Source organism: Nocardia brasiliensis ATCC 700358 (genome assembly GCF_000250675.2).
Taxonomy (GTDB): Bacteria; Actinomycetota; Actinomycetes; order Mycobacteriales; family Mycobacteriaceae; genus Nocardia; species Nocardia brasiliensis_B.
In genome coordinates this window covers 4,412,217-4,427,382 of record NC_018681.1, presented here as the reverse complement: position 1 = coordinate 4,427,382, position 15,166 = coordinate 4,412,217, and the positions used below count along the sequence as shown (strand labels likewise).

General features: G+C 68.1%; 15 protein-coding genes. 9 read left to right on the top strand and 6 right to left on the bottom strand.

Annotated features, from left to right (window positions below):
* The first annotated feature begins 50 nt into the window (after positions 1-50).
* Positions 51-1,097 (top strand): nucleoside hydrolase, encoded by a 1,047-nt coding sequence (locus tag O3I_RS19905; RefSeq protein ID WP_014984762.1) that lies wholly within the window; start codon positions 51-53, stop codon positions 1,095-1,097.
* A gap of 11 nt (positions 1,098-1,108) precedes the next feature.
* Positions 1,109-1,996 (top strand): amidohydrolase family protein, encoded by an 888-nt coding sequence (locus tag O3I_RS19900; protein ID WP_014984761.1) that lies wholly within the window; start codon positions 1,109-1,111, stop codon positions 1,994-1,996.
* Between the two features lie 3 nt (positions 1,997-1,999).
* Here the strand turns inward: O3I_RS19900 and O3I_RS19895 are convergent, their stop codons facing one another.
* Positions 2,000-2,641, bottom strand: a complete 642-nt coding sequence (locus O3I_RS19895) for an NAD(P)-dependent oxidoreductase (protein ID WP_014984760.1) — start codon at positions 2,639-2,641, stop codon at positions 2,000-2,002.
* Between the two features lie 107 nt (positions 2,642-2,748).
* Here O3I_RS19895 and O3I_RS19890 point away from each other — a divergent pair, with 107 nt between their 5' ends.
* The 3 genes from O3I_RS19890 to O3I_RS19880 all read left to right on the top strand — a co-directional run bounded on the left by O3I_RS19890 (position 2,749) and on the right by O3I_RS19880 (position 4,121).
* Positions 2,749-3,243 carry a MarR family winged helix-turn-helix transcriptional regulator gene (locus tag O3I_RS19890; RefSeq protein WP_041562725.1) on the top strand — a complete coding sequence of 165 codons (495 nt, stop codon included), beginning with the start codon at positions 2,749-2,751 and terminating at the stop codon, positions 3,241-3,243.
* 82 nt (positions 3,244-3,325) lie between these two features.
* Positions 3,326-3,661: a type II toxin-antitoxin system Phd/YefM family antitoxin gene (locus O3I_RS19885; RefSeq protein WP_202804950.1), complete on the top strand. Its 336-nt coding sequence runs from the start codon at positions 3,326-3,328 to the stop codon at positions 3,659-3,661.
* A gap of 7 nt (positions 3,662-3,668) precedes the next feature.
* Complete coding sequence (locus O3I_RS19880) at positions 3,669-4,121, top strand: type II toxin-antitoxin system VapC family toxin (RefSeq protein ID WP_014984757.1); 453 nt, start codon at positions 3,669-3,671, stop codon at positions 4,119-4,121.
* Here O3I_RS19880 and meaB read toward each other — a convergent pair.
* From meaB to O3I_RS19865, 3 genes are read right to left on the bottom strand one after another with little or no spacing between them, the layout of a single operon-like run.
* Positions 4,080-5,159 (bottom strand): methylmalonyl Co-A mutase-associated GTPase MeaB, encoded by a 1,080-nt coding sequence (meaB, locus tag O3I_RS19875; RefSeq protein WP_014984756.1) that lies wholly within the window; start codon positions 5,157-5,159, stop codon positions 4,080-4,082. The two genes, O3I_RS19880 and meaB, sit on opposite strands and share 42 nt — an antisense overlap.
* On the bottom strand, positions 5,156-7,435 hold the full coding sequence (gene scpA, locus O3I_RS19870) for a methylmalonyl-CoA mutase (RefSeq protein WP_014984755.1): 2,280 nt from the start codon (positions 7,433-7,435) through the stop codon (positions 5,156-5,158). The genes meaB and scpA overlap by 4 nt, the downstream gene beginning before the upstream one ends.
* Complete coding sequence (locus O3I_RS19865) at positions 7,435-9,291, bottom strand: methylmalonyl-CoA mutase family protein (protein ID WP_014984754.1); 1,857 nt, start codon at positions 9,289-9,291, stop codon at positions 7,435-7,437. The genes scpA and O3I_RS19865 overlap by 1 nt, the downstream gene beginning before the upstream one ends.
* A 182-nt stretch (positions 9,292-9,473) precedes the next feature.
* On the opposite strand from O3I_RS19865, the gene O3I_RS19860 reads away from it, so the two are divergent.
* Positions 9,474-10,154 (top strand): TVP38/TMEM64 family protein, encoded by a 681-nt coding sequence (locus O3I_RS19860; RefSeq protein ID WP_014984753.1) that lies wholly within the window; start codon positions 9,474-9,476, stop codon positions 10,152-10,154.
* A gap of 71 nt (positions 10,155-10,225) precedes the next feature.
* Here the strand turns inward: O3I_RS19860 and O3I_RS19855 are convergent, their stop codons facing one another.
* On the bottom strand, positions 10,226-11,176 hold the full coding sequence (locus O3I_RS19855) for a S1C family serine protease (protein WP_051066685.1): 951 nt from the start codon (positions 11,174-11,176) through the stop codon (positions 10,226-10,228).
* Positions 11,177-11,232: 56 nt separating this feature from the next.
* On the bottom strand, positions 11,233-11,520 hold the full coding sequence (locus tag O3I_RS19850; protein ID WP_106387040.1) for a hypothetical protein: 288 nt from the start codon (positions 11,518-11,520) through the stop codon (positions 11,233-11,235).
* A 290-nt stretch (positions 11,521-11,810) separates the two neighbouring features.
* Here O3I_RS19850 and O3I_RS19845 point away from each other — a divergent pair, with 290 nt between their 5' ends.
* Genes O3I_RS19845 through O3I_RS19835 form a run of 3 tightly spaced genes read left to right on the top strand, consistent with a single transcriptional unit; the run spans position 11,811 to position 15,165 of the window.
* Positions 11,811-12,689, top strand: coding sequence for a metal-dependent hydrolase (locus O3I_RS19845; protein ID WP_014984750.1), 879 nt, complete (start codon positions 11,811-11,813; stop codon positions 12,687-12,689).
* Entirely contained in the window at positions 12,686-14,224 is a 1,539-nt protein-coding gene (locus O3I_RS19840) for a flavin-containing monooxygenase (RefSeq protein WP_014984749.1), read from the top strand. Before O3I_RS19845 ends, O3I_RS19840 begins: the two co-directional genes overlap by 4 nt.
* Positions 14,221-15,165 (top strand): SDR family NAD(P)-dependent oxidoreductase, encoded by a 945-nt coding sequence (locus tag O3I_RS19835; RefSeq protein WP_014984748.1) that lies wholly within the window; start codon positions 14,221-14,223, stop codon positions 15,163-15,165. Before O3I_RS19840 ends, O3I_RS19835 begins: the two co-directional genes overlap by 4 nt.
* Position 15,166 lies beyond the last annotated feature (1 nt).

The following is a 15,166-nucleotide window of genomic DNA, read 5'->3' as shown; positions in this document are numbered from 1 at the left end:
CAGCGGTCCCGGGCGGCGAGCGCGGGGCGCAGCGAGGCTAGTCTCGTGGAGTGCGGCAGAAGATCATCATGGATGTCGATACCGGGGTCGACGATTCCCTCGCGCTGCTCTATCTGCTCGCCTCTCCCGAGGCGCAGATCATCGGCATCGCGTCGACCGCGGGCAACGTGCCCGCGGCACAGGTCGCGGCGAACAACCTCGCCTGGCTCGACGTGTGCCGCGCACCCGAGATCGAGGTCGCGCTCGGCGCGCCGGCACCGCTCGCGATCCCGCTGCGCACCACCGAGGACACCCACGGTCCGCACGGTGTCGGCTATGCCGAACTGCCCACGTCTGATCGCACACTGTCGCCGCGCAGCGCCGCACAGATGTGGGTCGATCTGGTGCGCGCCCACCCCGGCGAGATCGTCGGACTCTGTACCGGCCCACTCACCAATCTGGCGCTCGCCCTGCGCTTGGCGCCCGACCTGCCGGCCTTGCTGCACCGCCTGGTGATCATGGGTGGCGCGTTCAACCACCCCGGCAACACCACGCCCACCAACGAATGGAACGTGCACGTCGACCCCGAGGCCGCGAAGGAGGTGTTCGACGCGTTCTCCGCCGCCCCGCCCGACCGCAGGCCGATCGTGTGTGCGCTGGACATCACCGAAACGATCGAGATGCGCCCGAAGCACCTGGCGTTGCTCGCCGAGCGCGCGGGCAGCCAACCGGTCGAAGCGGTTTCGCCCACCGATCCGGTCGGGACCAGGTCGGCGGCGAGCAATCCGATCGTCCGGCACGTTACGGACGCGGTCCGGTTCTACTTCGACTTCCACCAGCTCTACGACCTCGGCTATCTCGCGCACATGCACGACCCGTTCGCGGCGGCGGTCGCGCTCGACCCGGCTTCGGCCGTCACCCGGCCCGCGACCGTCGACGTCGAACTCGCCGGAACACTGACCCGCGCGACGACGGTGGCCGACTGGGCGGGCATGTGGGGCCGGGAACCCAACGCGGACATCGTGATCGGCACCGACCAGGACTTGTTCTTCGATCGCCTGATCAGCCGGATCGGCGATTTCGCGCGGGCGATCCACCCGCCCGCGCCCGAGCAGTGACAGGAGCGACCGTGAGCGGCGACCAAGACGACACCGCGTATCTCGCCGAGTTCCGCGCGCGGCTCGGCCTGCCCGGAATCATCGACGTGCACACCCATTTCATGCCTGAACCGGTGATGCAGAAGGTGTGGGCTTACTTCGACGCCGCCGGTCCGCTCACCGCCCGCGCCTGGCCCATCACCTACCGCGACGACGAGCAGGTGCGGTTGAAGACGTTGCGCGGCTTCGGTGTTCGCGCGTTCAGCGCGCTGGTCTACCCGCACAAACCGGAGATGGCGGCCTGGCTCAACGAGTGGACCGCCGAATTCGCCGAGCGCACACCGGATTGCCTGCACACCGCGACGTTCTATCCGGAGCCCGGCGCCGAAGTCTACGTGCGCACGGCGCTGGAGCGCGGTGCGCGCCTGTTCAAGGTGCACATCCAGGTCGGCCGCTTCCATCCCGGCGATCCGTTGCTCGATCCCGTGTGGGCATTGATCCAGGAGTCCGCGACACCGGTGCTGATCCATTGCGGCTCCGGGCCGGTCCCCGGCGAATTCACCGGGCCCGCACCCATTGCCGCACTGCTGCGCCGCTTTCCGCGGCTACGGCTCATCATCGCGCACATGGGTGCGCCGGAGTACACCGAATTCTTCGATCTGGCCGAGGAATACCCGCGGCTCCGGTTGGACACGACCATGACGTTCACCGATTTCTTCGAAGAAGTGGATCCGTTTCCCGACGCCGAACGCGGCCGCATGCAGGCCCTCGGCGACCGCATTCTTTTCGGCAGCGATTTCCCGAACATTCCCTACACCTACGACCACGCCGTGTACGCGCTGGAACGACTGGATATGGGCGATGATTGGCTGCGCCGGGTCTGCTACCGCAACGCGGCGGAACTGTTCGACCTCGAATAGCGGTCAGACGGCGGAGACGGTGAAACGGGCGCGCCGGTGCGCGGGGCGTTCCGCCTCGTCGAGCAGGGCGACCGCGAAATCCTCCATCGAAATGGTCGACACACCATCGGCGCGGGCGAGCAACTCGTCGGCACCGAGGCGATAGACGCCCGTGCGCTCGCCCGGCACGAGTTCCGCTGGCGGACTCAGATAGGTCCAGTCCGCGACCTCTTCGGCGTGCACCAGCGCGAACTGCTCGGCGCAGGCCTGCGCGATCGGTCGCAATTCGGCGGGGAAATCCGGGGTTTCGTGCAGCGTGACGTCATCGGCGCCGGGTACGCGCAGCGTCGAGGCGCCCCCGACCACGAGCAGCCGGACCCCGACGTGCGCCAGCGCCGTCAACAGCACCGAGGTGAGCGCGGGCAACTCGTGCTCCTGCCCCACCGGCGGGCGGGTCGCGGTGATCACCAGATCCTGTCCGGCACTGAGTGATACGACGTCGTCCAGGTTGCTCGCGTCACCGACCCGGACCTCGGCGGCCGAGGGCACGGCGGCCGCCTTCGCGGGATCGCGGACGACCGCGAGCACCTCATGCCCCCTGGCCAGGGCCTCGGCCACCACCCGGCTGCCGACGTCACCGGTCGCGCCGAACACCGTGATGCGCATGATCTCTCCTCCACCTCGGATTGCTTAGCTCTAAGAAATCTAACTTAGGGCTAAGCAATCCGGGCTATGAAGTATCTCACCGCTGAGGTATTCGCTAGAGTGCGAGAGTGACCGATCACGTCGACCGAGTGCTCGCGCAATGGCAGGCTCAACGCCCTGACCTGGATGTCTCTCCCATGTCGGTGTTCGGGCGGCTGTCCAGGCTGACCCAGCTCACCGGCGTCGAACTGCGCCGGACCTTCGCCGCCCACGACCTCGACCCGGCCTCCTTCGACGTCCTGGCCACCCTGCGCCGCAGCGAGCCGCCGCATACCCTGACCCCCACCGAGCTGATGCACTCCGCCATGGTCACCTCCGGCGCCATCACCCAGCGCCTGGACCGCCTCGAAGAACGCGGCCTGGTCCGCCGCTCCCGCAGCGAATCCGACGGCCGCGGCGTCCGCGTCACCCTCACCGCCGCCGGCCACACCCTCATCGACGCGGCCCTCCCCGACCACGTCTCGACCGAAGAGCGCCTACTCGCCCCCCTGTCGACCGCACAACGCGACCAGCTCGCCGCCACATTGCGCATCCTTCTCGAATCCCTGGGCGACGCAAGCTGATTCGCCACACCGCGAGATGCGCCCACCCAAACCGGCAGCCACACCACTCGACAGCCCTACTGTCTATGTCTAGACTGTCTAGATGCAGCCGATGACGATAGAGGCAGGAGACAGCACCATGCAGTGGCAGGTTCAGGAGGCGAAACAGCGTTTCTCCGAGGTGCTACGCGCCGCGGAGACGGAGCCGCAGACCATCACCCGGCACGGGGACGCGGTGGCCGTGGTCGTCGACATCAACGAATACCGCAGGCTCACCCGGCCCGACATCAGCTTCGTCGACCATTTGCTCGTCACCTTCGCGGGCCTCGGCGACGAGGTCGCCGATGTAATCGACGAGGTCACGGCCGACCGGCAGCACAGCAAGCCCCGCGACGTGGATCTGTTCGACGCACCCACCCCCGACTCCGCGGCCGGGTGATCACCGCATGACCTACCTGCTCGACACCAATGTGCTGTCCGAATTGATGCGCCCGAAACCCGCTCCCGCAGTACTCGACTGGTTCCGTGCGACACGACAAGCCGACCAGTGGCTCAGCGTGATCACCCTCGGCGAACTACGCCGCGGCGTCGCCCTCTTGCGCCGACGCGGCGACAACGCACGCGCAGACAAATTCGACACCGCCATCTCCGACATCGAATCCCGCTACAGCGACCGCATCCTCCCCGTCACCGCCGACATCGCCCGCACCTGGTCCCGCCTCAGCGCCCCCTCGATCGACATGGCCGACGGCCTCATCGCCGCAACCGCCCTGACCCACGGCCTCACCGTAGTAACCCGCAACGTCAAGGATTTCGAAGACACCGCGGCAATCGTCGTCAACCCGTTCGCAATACGCTCAGCGGGTGTCGAAGGCGCGCAGGAGTTGTTCGGCGGCTAGGGCGGCGGTGAGGGTTCCTTCGCGGACTTGGGCTTCGACTTCGGTGCGGATGGCTTTTACGTGGGGGTTGTCGGCGAGGCGGCGCAGGAGCTGGTCGTGGACCATGGTCCAGGTCCAGTCGATCTGCTGGCGGCGGCGTTTCTCGTCGAATTCGCCCGCGTCGGTGAGGACGCGGCGGTGCTGCAGGACGGTGTCCCAGAACTTGTCCAGGCCAACGCCTTCCAGGCCGCTCATGGTGAGTACCGGTGGGCGCCAAAGCGCGTCGTGCGGATGGATGAGGCGCAGGGCACCGGTCAGCTCGCGGGCGGCGGCTTTCGCCTCCATCTCGTGCTTGCCGTCGGCTTTGTTCACCGCCACCAGATCAGCCAGCTCCAGCACACCTTTTTTGATGCCCTGCAACTGATCTCCGGTGCGCGCCAGGGTGAGAAAGCAGAACACATCGACCATGTTGGCGACGGTCACCTCGGACTGGCCGACGCCGACGGTCTCCACCAGGATGACGTCGTAACCGGCGGCCTCGAGCAGCACGATGGTCTCGCGGGTCGCCTTCGCCACGCCACCGAGCGTGCCCGCGGTCGGTGAGGGCCGGATATAGGCGTTGCGCTCCACCGACAATCGCGCCATCCGGGTCTTGTCGCCGAGGATGGAGCCACCGGTGCGGGTGGACGACGGATCGACCGCGAGCACCGCGACGCGATGCCCCTTGCCGATCAGGTCCATGCCGAGCGCGTCGATGAAGGTCGACTTGCCGACACCCGGAACACCGGTGATACCAACCCGATTCGACACGTTCGCGGTCGCCGAACTGTGCGCGTCGGGGGTCAGCCGCAGCAGCAGCTGCTGGGCGAGGTCGCGGTGATCCGAACGGGTCGATTCGACCAGGGTGATCGCCCGCGCCAGCGCGGCACGCTCGCCGGCCTGGATCGACTTCGCCAACGCCTCGACATCGATCGCCCGACCGCGCGACGGACGGCGACCTTCGGCGGGCGAACCCGCCCGAAGGTCGCCGGCGGTCGCGGGAGTGTCCCGACCGGTCATTCGGTGGCGGCGGATGCGCCGGCGCCGCTGCCGATTTCGTGGCCGAGCTCGTGCGCGAGCTTCTTCAGCAGGTCGATCGCGGCATCGGCGATCACGGTGCCCGGCGGGAAGATCGCCGCCGCGCCCGCCTCGTACAGCGCGGCGAAATCGTCCGGCGGGATGACGCCGCCGACGATGACCATGATGTCGGGTCGCCCCGCCTCGGCCAGCGCCTGCCGCAGAGCGGGCACCAGCGTGAGGTGGCCGGCCGCCAGCGACGACACACCGACGACGTGCACGTCGTTGTCGGCCGCCTGCTGCGCCACCTCTTCGGGGGTCTGGAACAGCGGGCCCACGTCGACGTCGAAGCCGAGATCGGCGAAGGCGGTGGCGATCACCTTCTGACCGCGGTCGTGGCCGTCCTGTCCCATCTTCGCGACCAGGATGCGCGGACGACGACCCTCCGCCTCGGCGAACTCCTCGACCAGATCGCTCGCGGTGGTGATGTTGGTGACCTTGCCTGCCTCGTCGCGGTACACACCGGAAAGCGTACGTATCTCCGCCTGGTGCCTGCCGTACACCTGCTCCAGCGCGTCGGAGATCTCACCGACCGTGGCCTTGGCGCGGGCGGCGTCGATGGCCAGGGCGAGCAGGTTGTTCGCCATTCCTCCCTCGGAAGACGCCGCGGCCCTGGTCAATTCGGCGAGCGCCCGCTCGACCTCGCCCGAATCCCGTTCGGCGCGAAGCCGGCGCAGCTTCTCGATCTGCTCGGCGCGCACCCGCGAGTTCTCCACCTTGAGGACCTCGACCTGCTGATCCTCTTCGGCCTGATACTTGTTGACCCCGATCACCGGCTGCTGACCGGTGTCGATCCGGGCCTGGGTGCGGGCCGCGGCCTCTTCGATGCGCAGCTTCGGGATGCCCTCGCCGATCGCCTGGGCCATGCCGCCGTGCGCTTCCACCTCTTCGATGTGCGCACGGGCCCGGTTGGCCAGCTGATGGGTCAGCCATTCGACGTAATACGAACCGCCCCACGGGTCGACCGGACGGGTGGTGTTGGACTCCTGCTGGATCAGCAGCTGGGTGTTGCGCGCGATGCGCGCGGAGAAGTCCGTCGGCAGGGCCAGCGCCTCGTCCAGCGCGTTGGTGTGCAGCGACTGGGTGTGCCCCTGGGTCGCGGCCATCGCCTCGATGCAGGTGCGGGCCACGTTGTTGTAGGCGTCCTGCGCGGTGAGCGACCAGCCCGAGGTCTGCGAATGTGTGCGCAACGACAGCGATTTCGCGCTCTTCGGCTCGAATTTCGCGACCAATTCGCTCCACAGCAGCCGTCCGGCGCGCAGCTTGGCGACCTCCATGAAGAAGTTCATGCCGATCGCCCAGAAGAACGAGAGCCGCGGCGCGAACTTGTCGACCGCCATGCCCGCGTCGATACCCGCCCGGATGTACTCCACACCGTCGGCGAGGGTGTAGGCCAATTCCAGGTCGGCGGTCGCGCCCGCTTCCTGAATGTGGTAGCCGGAGATGGAGATCGAGTTGAACTTCGGCATCTTGGCGCTGGTGTAGGCGAAGATGTCGGAGATGATCCGCATCGAGGGCTTGGGCGGATAGATGTAGGTGTTGCGGACCATGAACTCTTTCAGAATATCGTTCTGAATGGTTCCGGCCAGCTGCTCGGGCGCGACGCCTTGCTCTTCTGCCGCAACGACATACAGCGCGAGGATGGGCAGCACCGCGCCGTTCATCGTCATCGACACGCTGACCTGATCCAGCGGGATGTGATCGAAGAGCTGACGCATGTCGAGAATCGAGTCGATGGCGACACCGGCCATACCGACGTCGCCCTGCACGCGCGGGTGATCGGAGTCGTAACCGCGGTGCGTCGCGAGGTCGAAGGCGACCGAGAGGCCCTTCTGCCCGGCCTGCAGATTGCGGCGGTAGAAGGCATTCGAGTCCGCGGCGGTGGAGAAGCCGGCGTATTGACGGATGGTCCACGGCTGATTGACGTACATCGTCGGGTACGGCCCGCGCACGAACGGCGCGACGCCCGGCACGGTGTCGAGCGGATACCCTTCGGCCACAACGGCATCCCGGTCGGCCCTGGTGAACACCGGTGGCACGTCGATACCTTCGGGCGTAGACCAGGTCAACTGCTCGGGCGCGTAGTGGTTCGCCGTGGCCGCCTCGCGCACGTAGGCGTCGACCTGCGCGGCGTCCACCGCGGCGGGTGCGGCGGCCGGGTCCGTCAACGGGACCTCTGCGAAACTGCCTACCACGTGTTTGATTTCCCTGGTCGTCATCAGGCTCCCACCTTCTCCAACAGGCCGGACAGCGCGGCGACCGCATCGATCTTGGCCGCGAGGAATCCATCAGGTCGTTGCGCGTCACTCAAATCCGCGACCGCCTTCGCGGCACCCGCCAGCAACACCGTTTCCACCCCGGCGGCGCGCAATTGCTCCACCGCCGCACCGGCTTCGGTGCCGTAGCGCTTGTCCGCACCGCAGAGCACCGCGATCGGCGCACCGGCTTCGGTTGCGGCGGCGGCGATTCCGTCGATCGCCAGCGGTCCCGGATTGATCGATTCGATCCCGCCGGAGGCCAGCAGGTTCGCGATGAACGTCACGCGCACATTGTGCTCGGCGACCGAACCCAGCGGCACCAGCAGCGCTTTCGGCCGGGCGCCGTGCGCGGCCAGGTAGGCGTCGGAGCGGTTGCGCAGCTCCTCGAACGCCGCGCCGTACCGGGCGACGCGACCGGGCTGCCGGGCGGCTTCGGACAGTGGCTGCTCAGCCAGGTTCGGGAATTCGTTGACCCCGGTGACGGCCGTCTTCCGGTGTGCGACATCGGCATCGCGGGCCGCCTTGGTGGCCGCGATGCGCTCGGCCAGCAGACCCGAGTCCAGCGCGGCGAGGTATCCGCCCGCGGCCTCGATCTCCTGCATGAATTCCCAAGCCTTCGCGGCGAGTTCACTGGTGTAGTCCTCGACGTACCAGGAGCCCGCCGCGGGGTCCTGCACGAAGCCGAGCCGCGACTCCTCGAGCAGCAGCAGCTGGGTGTTGCGCGCCATGCGGTCCGCGAACGACTTCGAGACGCCGAGTTCCCCGGTGGGCAATGCCGAATCGAACGGCAGCACGGTCACCGAGTCGGCGCCGCCGACTCCGGCGCCGAAGGCCGCGAGGGTGGTGCGCAGCAGGTTCACCCACGGGTCGCGCTGGGTCATCATGGCCGCGGAGGTCACCGCGTGCTGCGGTGCGCCACCGAAATCGGGCGCACCGCACACGTGCGCGACCCGGGCCCAGAGTTGCCGCGCGGCACGGAACTTCACGATCGTGGCGAACTGGTCGTCGGTGGCGGCGAACCGGAAGGCCAACTGCTCCAGCGCATCCGCGATGTCCAGGCGCTCGGTGAGCGCACGCAGATACGCCAGGCCCGCGGCGACGGCGGCACCCAGTTCCTGTGCGTCCGAGGCGCCCGCGTCGTGGAAGGCGGTGCCGTCCACGGTGATCGCGCGCACCGTCTCCGTACGGCCGGCCGCGGTCTCGGCCAGCGTTACCGTCTCGGTCAGGCCGAGATCGCCGCGCTCGGCGAAGCGACTGGTCAACGGTGCGGCGCCGAGCGAGACGCGAATGTCCGCGCGGTCGGTCGCGTCGTAGCCGTCCAGCGCCGCGAACACCTGCGCGGCCGCCTCGGCCGTGACCTCGCCCGCGTCCAGGGCGAGCGGCGCGAGGTCGAACAGCACACCGGAAAGGGCGGCGGGCAGGTCCGCGACCGCGACGCCACGCTCGCCCACGCCGAGCCACAGCGCGCTGATCCCGCTCTCCAACCCGGCCATGATCTCGCGATTGACCGCTGTCGCGTCGGAGCCGCCGAAGTAGGCGCTCACGTGCCAGCCGCGGTGCACGTCGCGGGTGGCGTCACCGCCCCGCACGAACGGGTACGTGCCGGGCAGCGGCTGTTCCGGCCGTTCGTTCCGGCGCGTGTACAACGGCGCTATCGTCAGCCCGTCATAGGTGGTTTCGTCGAGGAGCTGTTCGGGCTCCTCGGGCAGATCGGCGATCTCGACGCGCCGGATCTTCGCCAGCACCCCCGCCACACCCTTGCGCCACGCGGCATACTCGGGCACCGGTTCCGTCCCGGGCTCTGAAGCAATCGGCATAGCTTGCTGTTCCTCTTCCACTCGACTGCAGGCGCACCCGTGGTTTGGGCCGAAACCTCCGCGTTCGCCCTGTTCAGCGACCACTTTGGTTAACGAGCATTCGTCCCGTTTCTTCTGATGCTAGCGGCACCGGCCGCACGCGTTGCTCCCTAGTACCACTACCACCCGGTAATCTGGCCCCGGTGACCAGGCTGATCCGTGACCCGCGAGTGCTCGCGCTACTCGTCGGCGTGGCGGCGCTTTTCGTCGCGGCGCTGCTGGTTCCGCTGCCGAGTCCGCAGCAGATCCAGGACTGGGCAGGCTCGGTCGGGCCGGTCTTTCCACTGCTGTTCTTCGTGGTGCACGCGCTGGTGACGGTCGCGCCGATTCCGCGCACCGTGTTCACGGTCAGCGCCGGGCTGCTGTTCGGTCCGGTGCTCGGCATCGCCCTCGCGGTCGGCGCGACGACGGTCAGTGCCGCACTGGCCATCCTGCTGGTGCGGGCGCTGGACCGCGAACAGGTCGCGTCCCGGCTCACCCATCCGGCGGTCCGCGCCGTCGACGACCGGCTGCGGCGGCGGGGCTGGCTCGCGGTCGGCTCGCTGCGGCTCATCGCGGCCGTACCGTTCTCGGTGATCAACTACTGCGCCGGATTGTCCTCGATCCGCTTCTGGCCGTACATGATCGCCACCCTGCTCGGCGTGCTGCCCGGCACCGTCGGCACGGTGATCCTCGGCGACGCGCTCACCGGCAACACCCACCCGGCGATGATCGTGTTCTCCTGCGTCCTGATCGCGATCGGTATCGCGGGCCTGGTGATCGACGCCCGGATGACCACCGAGCCCATACCGGAACCGGAACCGGTCGCTGCGACCGCCGACTAGCCGCACTCCCACCGCGTTCCCGCACCCGCTCCGGCGGGCCAGCAGGAGTGCGGGAAGACGGAATCGGTGCGTCAGTCGACGGTGAGTTCGATGGGGACCGCGATCACGTCGACCATCGCGCCGTTGCGCAGCACCGTGACGGGGAGCTTGGCGCCGATCGCGTCGGCGAACAGCTGGCGTTGAATGCCTTGCGCGTCACGGACTTCCGCTCGCGCGACACTGAGCACCAGATCGCCGCGGCGCAGGCCGGCGGCGTCGGCGGGGCCACCGCGTACCACCTCCATGATGCGCACGCCGGCGGCCTGGCCGGTCCGCTCCGCCACCGGCGCGGGCAGCGGTGCGGGCATGCCGACGAGCCCGAGATACGCGCGGCGCACCCGCCCTTCGGTGTGCAAGGTGCCGATGATGCGGCGGGTGGTCGCGTTGATCGGAATGGCAAGGCCCAGACCGATACCGGCGACCGCGGTGTTGATGCCGACCACGCGACCCGCCGAATCCGACAGCGCCCCACCGGAATTGCCGGGATTGAGCGCGGCATCGGTCTGGATGACGTCTTCGATCACCCGCCCGGCGCGCCGGGACGCCACCGGCACAGCCCGCCCGAGCGCGCTCACCACCCCCGCGGTCACCGATCCCGCCAGGCCGAGCGGGCTGCCCACGGCGACCACCAGCTGCCCGACGACGAGTTCGTCCGCGTCACCGAGTTCCACCGCACCGGGTGCGCCGCTGCGCGAGCGCAGCACGGCGAGGTCGGAGAGCGGATCGATGCCGACCACCTCGAATTTCGCCTCCACACCGTCGGCGAAGACCACCTCGCCACCGGCGGCCGACCCGATCACGTGCGCATTGGTCAGCATGAACCCGTCATCGGTGAACACCACCGCCGATCCACTCCCCCGGCGCGTCCGCACACTCGCCACATGTGGCGTCACCGACGCGGCCACCGAGATCACCGTGCGTGAATAGGCATCCATCGCGGCATCGTCGTCCACGGCAGCCACCACCCCTGTCCAGGTCTGCATCAACCCTTACAGGATGCCCGCAGATCGCCGCGGCCGCACCGGCTTCGGGCGCGATCCTAGGTGCGCGGAGCTACCGTCGCGCCTTCGAAGAACTCGGCCTGGGTGATGGCGAGGCGGTTGGTCACCAGCTCGAGCGCCAGCTCTAGGACCTCGTGGGCGGTGGGCGCGACCACCTGGGACTGCTCGAGGCGGCTCGTTCCGCATTCGACGCGGACCCGGCAGCGCCAGCCCGCCCCGGCGGGATAGGGCTGCGGCCGGCCGATCGTCACGCCGAAGCGCACGCCGTCGCGCAGGAATTCATTGGTGGCCAGCAGGTCGTCCTGCGGCGTGATCATCATGGTCATGCCGTTCACGCCCTGCCATGGAGCAATGTTGCAGCTACAAGTCGGTTCCTCATCAGATGCTCCCGGGACTTCTCGAAAAGCTAGGGCACTTACGACTATCCGTCCTGGACGAACGTAACCCGTTTTCTGGAACTCTGCAACCTCTCAGCAAACATTTACCCACGGCCGCATCGCTCGGCGATTCCCGGCGGCGGACAGTCGGTCCCGAACACCTCTTGCCCAAACCGTCTGAGACGGTATCGTACTAGTAGTACCGCATACTGACGGTACCGAGCTCAATGAGGTGCGAAATGACCGAGCAACGGGTGCGCACAGCGCAACGCACAGGCAGCGGCTATCCGAAGGCACGGCGGATCAGATTCCGCTTCGGCGAGCCGGTACCGATGGCCAAGTACTACGCGGGCGGCGACATGGTCTTCAGCCATTTCATCGCCGGGCTCTCCGCCGGTTTCCCGCCCGGCGAGGAATCGTTCATCCGCTCGGTACGGCGGTTCGCCGACCAGATCACCGATCCGGTGCTGAAAGAGCGAGTGTCCGGATTCATCGGGCAGGAGGCGACCCACGGCCGGGAGCATCGCCGGCTCAACGACCGGCTCGTCGACATGGGCTATCCCATCAAATGGCTAGACGCCCCGAGCGTGATCGAACGGCAGAAGCGTTTCGAGCAGCGCATCCCCGCGCATCTGCACCTCGCGGCCACCGCGGCGGCCGAGCACTACACGGCGGTGCTCGCCGAACGGGTACTGTCCAGCCCGGAGATCCAGGCCCTGGCCGGTGACGAAGAAGTGCGAAACCTGTTGAACTGGCACGCTTTCGAAGAGCTGGAGCACAAGTCGGTCGCCTTCGACGTCTACCGCGCGGTGGGCGGCACCGAGACGATGCGTATCCTCACCATGGCCACCCTGGTCGCGCTCACCGTGCCGTTCACCGCGGTCAGCCTGACCCTGTCGCTCAGTCGCGACCCGGATGCCCGGCGGTATCCGCTGAGCCTGGTCAAAGAGGCGTTCACGCTGTTCCGCGGCCCGGTCTTCCGCGGCCTCGGCCGTGAACTGGTGCTGTATCTGCGACCCGGTTTCCACCCCGACGACATCGACTCGCGCGAGCTCTTGCAGCGCTGGCAGCAGGAGCTGTTCGGCGCCGAAGGCTCCCTCGTCGGCCACCTCCGATGAGCGCGGGCGGACCCGACCACGAGGTGATCGTGGTCGGCGCGGGCTTCGGCGGCATCGGCACCGGTATCGCGCTGCAGCGCAAGGGTATTCACGACTTCGTCATCGTGGACAAGTGGGATCGGGTCGGCGGCACCTGGCACGCCAACACCTATCCGGGTGTCGCGGTGGACATCCCCTCGTTCATCTACAGCTTCTCCTACGAGCAGCGCGGCGACTGGTCGCGAATCTTCGCACCCGGCACCGAGTTACGCGACTACGCCGAAGCCATGGTGGACAAGTACGGGCTGCGGCCCAAGCTGCGACTCAGCACCACCATCGTGTCCGCGGTGTACGACGAGGGCGACCGCGTGTGGCTGCTCGGCACCGACGGCGGGCGCACCCTCACCGCCCGCCACGTGGTGATGGCGATCGGCGGGCTGGAACGGCCGAAGCTGCCGGATATCCCGGGCCTGCACGAGTTCGGCGGCACCCTGATGCACACCGCGCTGTGGGACGACGATGTGGCGTTGGCGGGCAAGCGGGTGGCGGTGATCGGCACCGGTGCGACCGCGCTGCAACTGGTACCCGCGATCGTCGACGAGGTGGCTCATCTGAGCGTGTTCCAGCGCACGCCGATCTGGGTCTTCCCGAAAACCGATGCGGCGGTGGGCCCACTCGGCCGCGCGGTCCTGGGACGGCCGTGGTTGCGCTCGGGCATCCGCGTGCTCGGCACGGTCGCCACCGAGGTGGGCATGGGCGGGATGGTCGTCGGACCCACCTGGCTCTCGGACGCGGGACGCAGGCTGGCCGAGATCCCGGCCCGCCGCTGGATGCGCGCCCAGGTACACGATCCGGTCGTCCGGGAGAAGCTGATACCGGCCTACGGCCTGGGCTGCAAGCGCCCGTCCATGTCCAACGAGTACCTCGCCACGTTCAATCGCCCCGACGTCAGCCTGGTCACCGAGCCGATCGGCTTCATCGGCGAACGCGGTATCACCACCGTCGACGGCAACGAACACGCGATCGACGTGCTGATCTGCGCCACGGGATTCAAACTGTGGGAAAAGGATTCGGTCCCGCCCTTCCCCGTGACCGGCCGCGACGGGCGCGATCTCGGCGAATTCTGGGACCGGCACCGGTTCCAGGCCTACCAGGGGGTGTCGGTGCCCGGGTTCCCGAACATGTTCACGATCACCGGACCCTACGGTTTCGTGCTCGGTTCCTACATCTGGATGATCGAGGCCACCGCGGCGCACCTGAGCCGCGCCATCGCCGAGACCAAACGGCGCGGCGCGACCGAGTGCGAGATCAGTCAGCAGGCCCACGACGCGTACTTCGCCAAATGCCTGCGACGACAGGAGAAGAACTTCCTGTTCACCTCCGCCTGCGCGGGGTCGAACACCTATTACATCAACAGTCACGGCGATTCGCCGTTCCGCCCGTCCACGCACGGTGAGATGTACTGGCACAACCGGCATTTCGATCTCGACAACTACCACTACCGGCAACCCGCCCCTGCCCGGCGAACGGGCGCGATCCTCGAGGAATCCGCATGAGACGCACCAATATCCGGCCCGAACTGGTCGTGGTGACCGGGGCGGGCAGCGGCATCGGCCGGGCGATCGCGCTCCGTTTCGCCAAGGCGGGCGCACACGTCGTGGTCAGCGACCTCGACCCCGATTCGGCCCACGCCACCGCGGCCATGATCCACGCTCTGGGCAGGCGAGCCAGTGCGGCCGAACTGGACGTGACGGATCCGGACGCCTGGGAAACGTTCGCCCGCAACGTCTTGGCCGACCACGGCGTGCCCGATGTGCTGGTCAACAATGCGGGCATGCTGGTCAGCGGCGCGTTCGTGGACCTGTCCCCGGCCGACTGGGAACGCCAGCTGAGCGTGAACCTGTTCGGCGTGGTGTACGGCTGCCGGGTGTTCGGCAAGCAGATGATCGACAACGGCACCCGCGGCCATATCGTGAACATCGCCTCGGCGGCCGCGTTCACGCCGACGCCGGTGATGTCGGCCTATTCGGTGTCCAAGGCCGGGGTGAAGATGCTCACCGAATGTCTGCGACTCGAATTCGGGCCCAAGGGCATCGGCGTCAGCGCGATCTGTCCCGGGGTGATCAACACCAATATCGGCGAACACGCCGTGACGGTCGGCGTCGATCAGGAACTCGTCACGCGCGGAAAGGAACTGGCCAGGCAGGTCCAGGAGGTGGTCGCCAAACTGCCCTTCTCGCCGCTGAGTCCGGATCTGGTGGCGCGGGCGGCACAGCGGGCGGTGCGCTACGACCTCGCGGTCGTGCCGGTCCGGGCCGAGGCGTGGCTGGGTTACTTCCTGCTGCGCATCGCGCCGGGCGTGAATCGGCGGATCGCCCAGCCCCTGGATATCGCGCGGATGGAACGGATCGGGCGGCGGGCGTTGCGCTTGCTCGACCCAGGGCGCGCGACTCCGGCTGCCGCGCAGCAGGTTTCGGCACCGGTCGAGGTGTCGTGAC

What these genes read in the sequence shown, in the direction of transcription:
- O3I_RS19845 (WP_014984750.1), top strand. Translation starts at nt 11,811, where the DNA reads ATGACCGAGCAACGGGTGCGCACAGCGCAACGCACAGGCAGCGGCTAT.
- O3I_RS19855 (WP_051066685.1), bottom strand. Translation starts at nt 11,176, where the DNA reads ATGCAGACCTGGACAGGGGTGGTGGCTGCCGTGGACGACGATGCCGCG.
- O3I_RS19895 (WP_014984760.1), bottom strand. Translation starts at nt 2,641, where the DNA reads ATGCGCATCACGGTGTTCGGCGCGACCGGTGACGTCGGCAGCCGGGTG.
- scpA (WP_014984755.1), bottom strand. Translation starts at nt 7,435, where the DNA reads ATGACGACCAGGGAAATCAAACACGTGGTAGGCAGTTTCGCAGAGGTC.
- meaB (WP_014984756.1), bottom strand. Translation starts at nt 5,159, where the DNA reads ATGACCGGTCGGGACACTCCCGCGACCGCCGGCGACCTTCGGGCGGGT.
- O3I_RS19885 (WP_202804950.1), top strand. Translation starts at nt 3,326, where the DNA reads ATGCAGCCGATGACGATAGAGGCAGGAGACAGCACCATGCAGTGGCAG.
- O3I_RS19835 (WP_014984748.1), top strand. Translation starts at nt 14,221, where the DNA reads ATGAGACGCACCAATATCCGGCCCGAACTGGTCGTGGTGACCGGGGCG.
- O3I_RS19865 (WP_014984754.1), bottom strand. Translation starts at nt 9,291, where the DNA reads ATGCCGATTGCTTCAGAGCCCGGGACGGAACCGGTGCCCGAGTATGCC.
- O3I_RS19850 (WP_106387040.1), bottom strand. Translation starts at nt 11,520, where the DNA reads ATGACCATGATGATCACGCCGCAGGACGACCTGCTGGCCACCAATGAA.
- O3I_RS19840 (WP_014984749.1), top strand. Translation starts at nt 12,686, where the DNA reads ATGAGCGCGGGCGGACCCGACCACGAGGTGATCGTGGTCGGCGCGGGC.
- O3I_RS19880 (WP_014984757.1), top strand. Translation starts at nt 3,669, where the DNA reads ATGACCTACCTGCTCGACACCAATGTGCTGTCCGAATTGATGCGCCCG.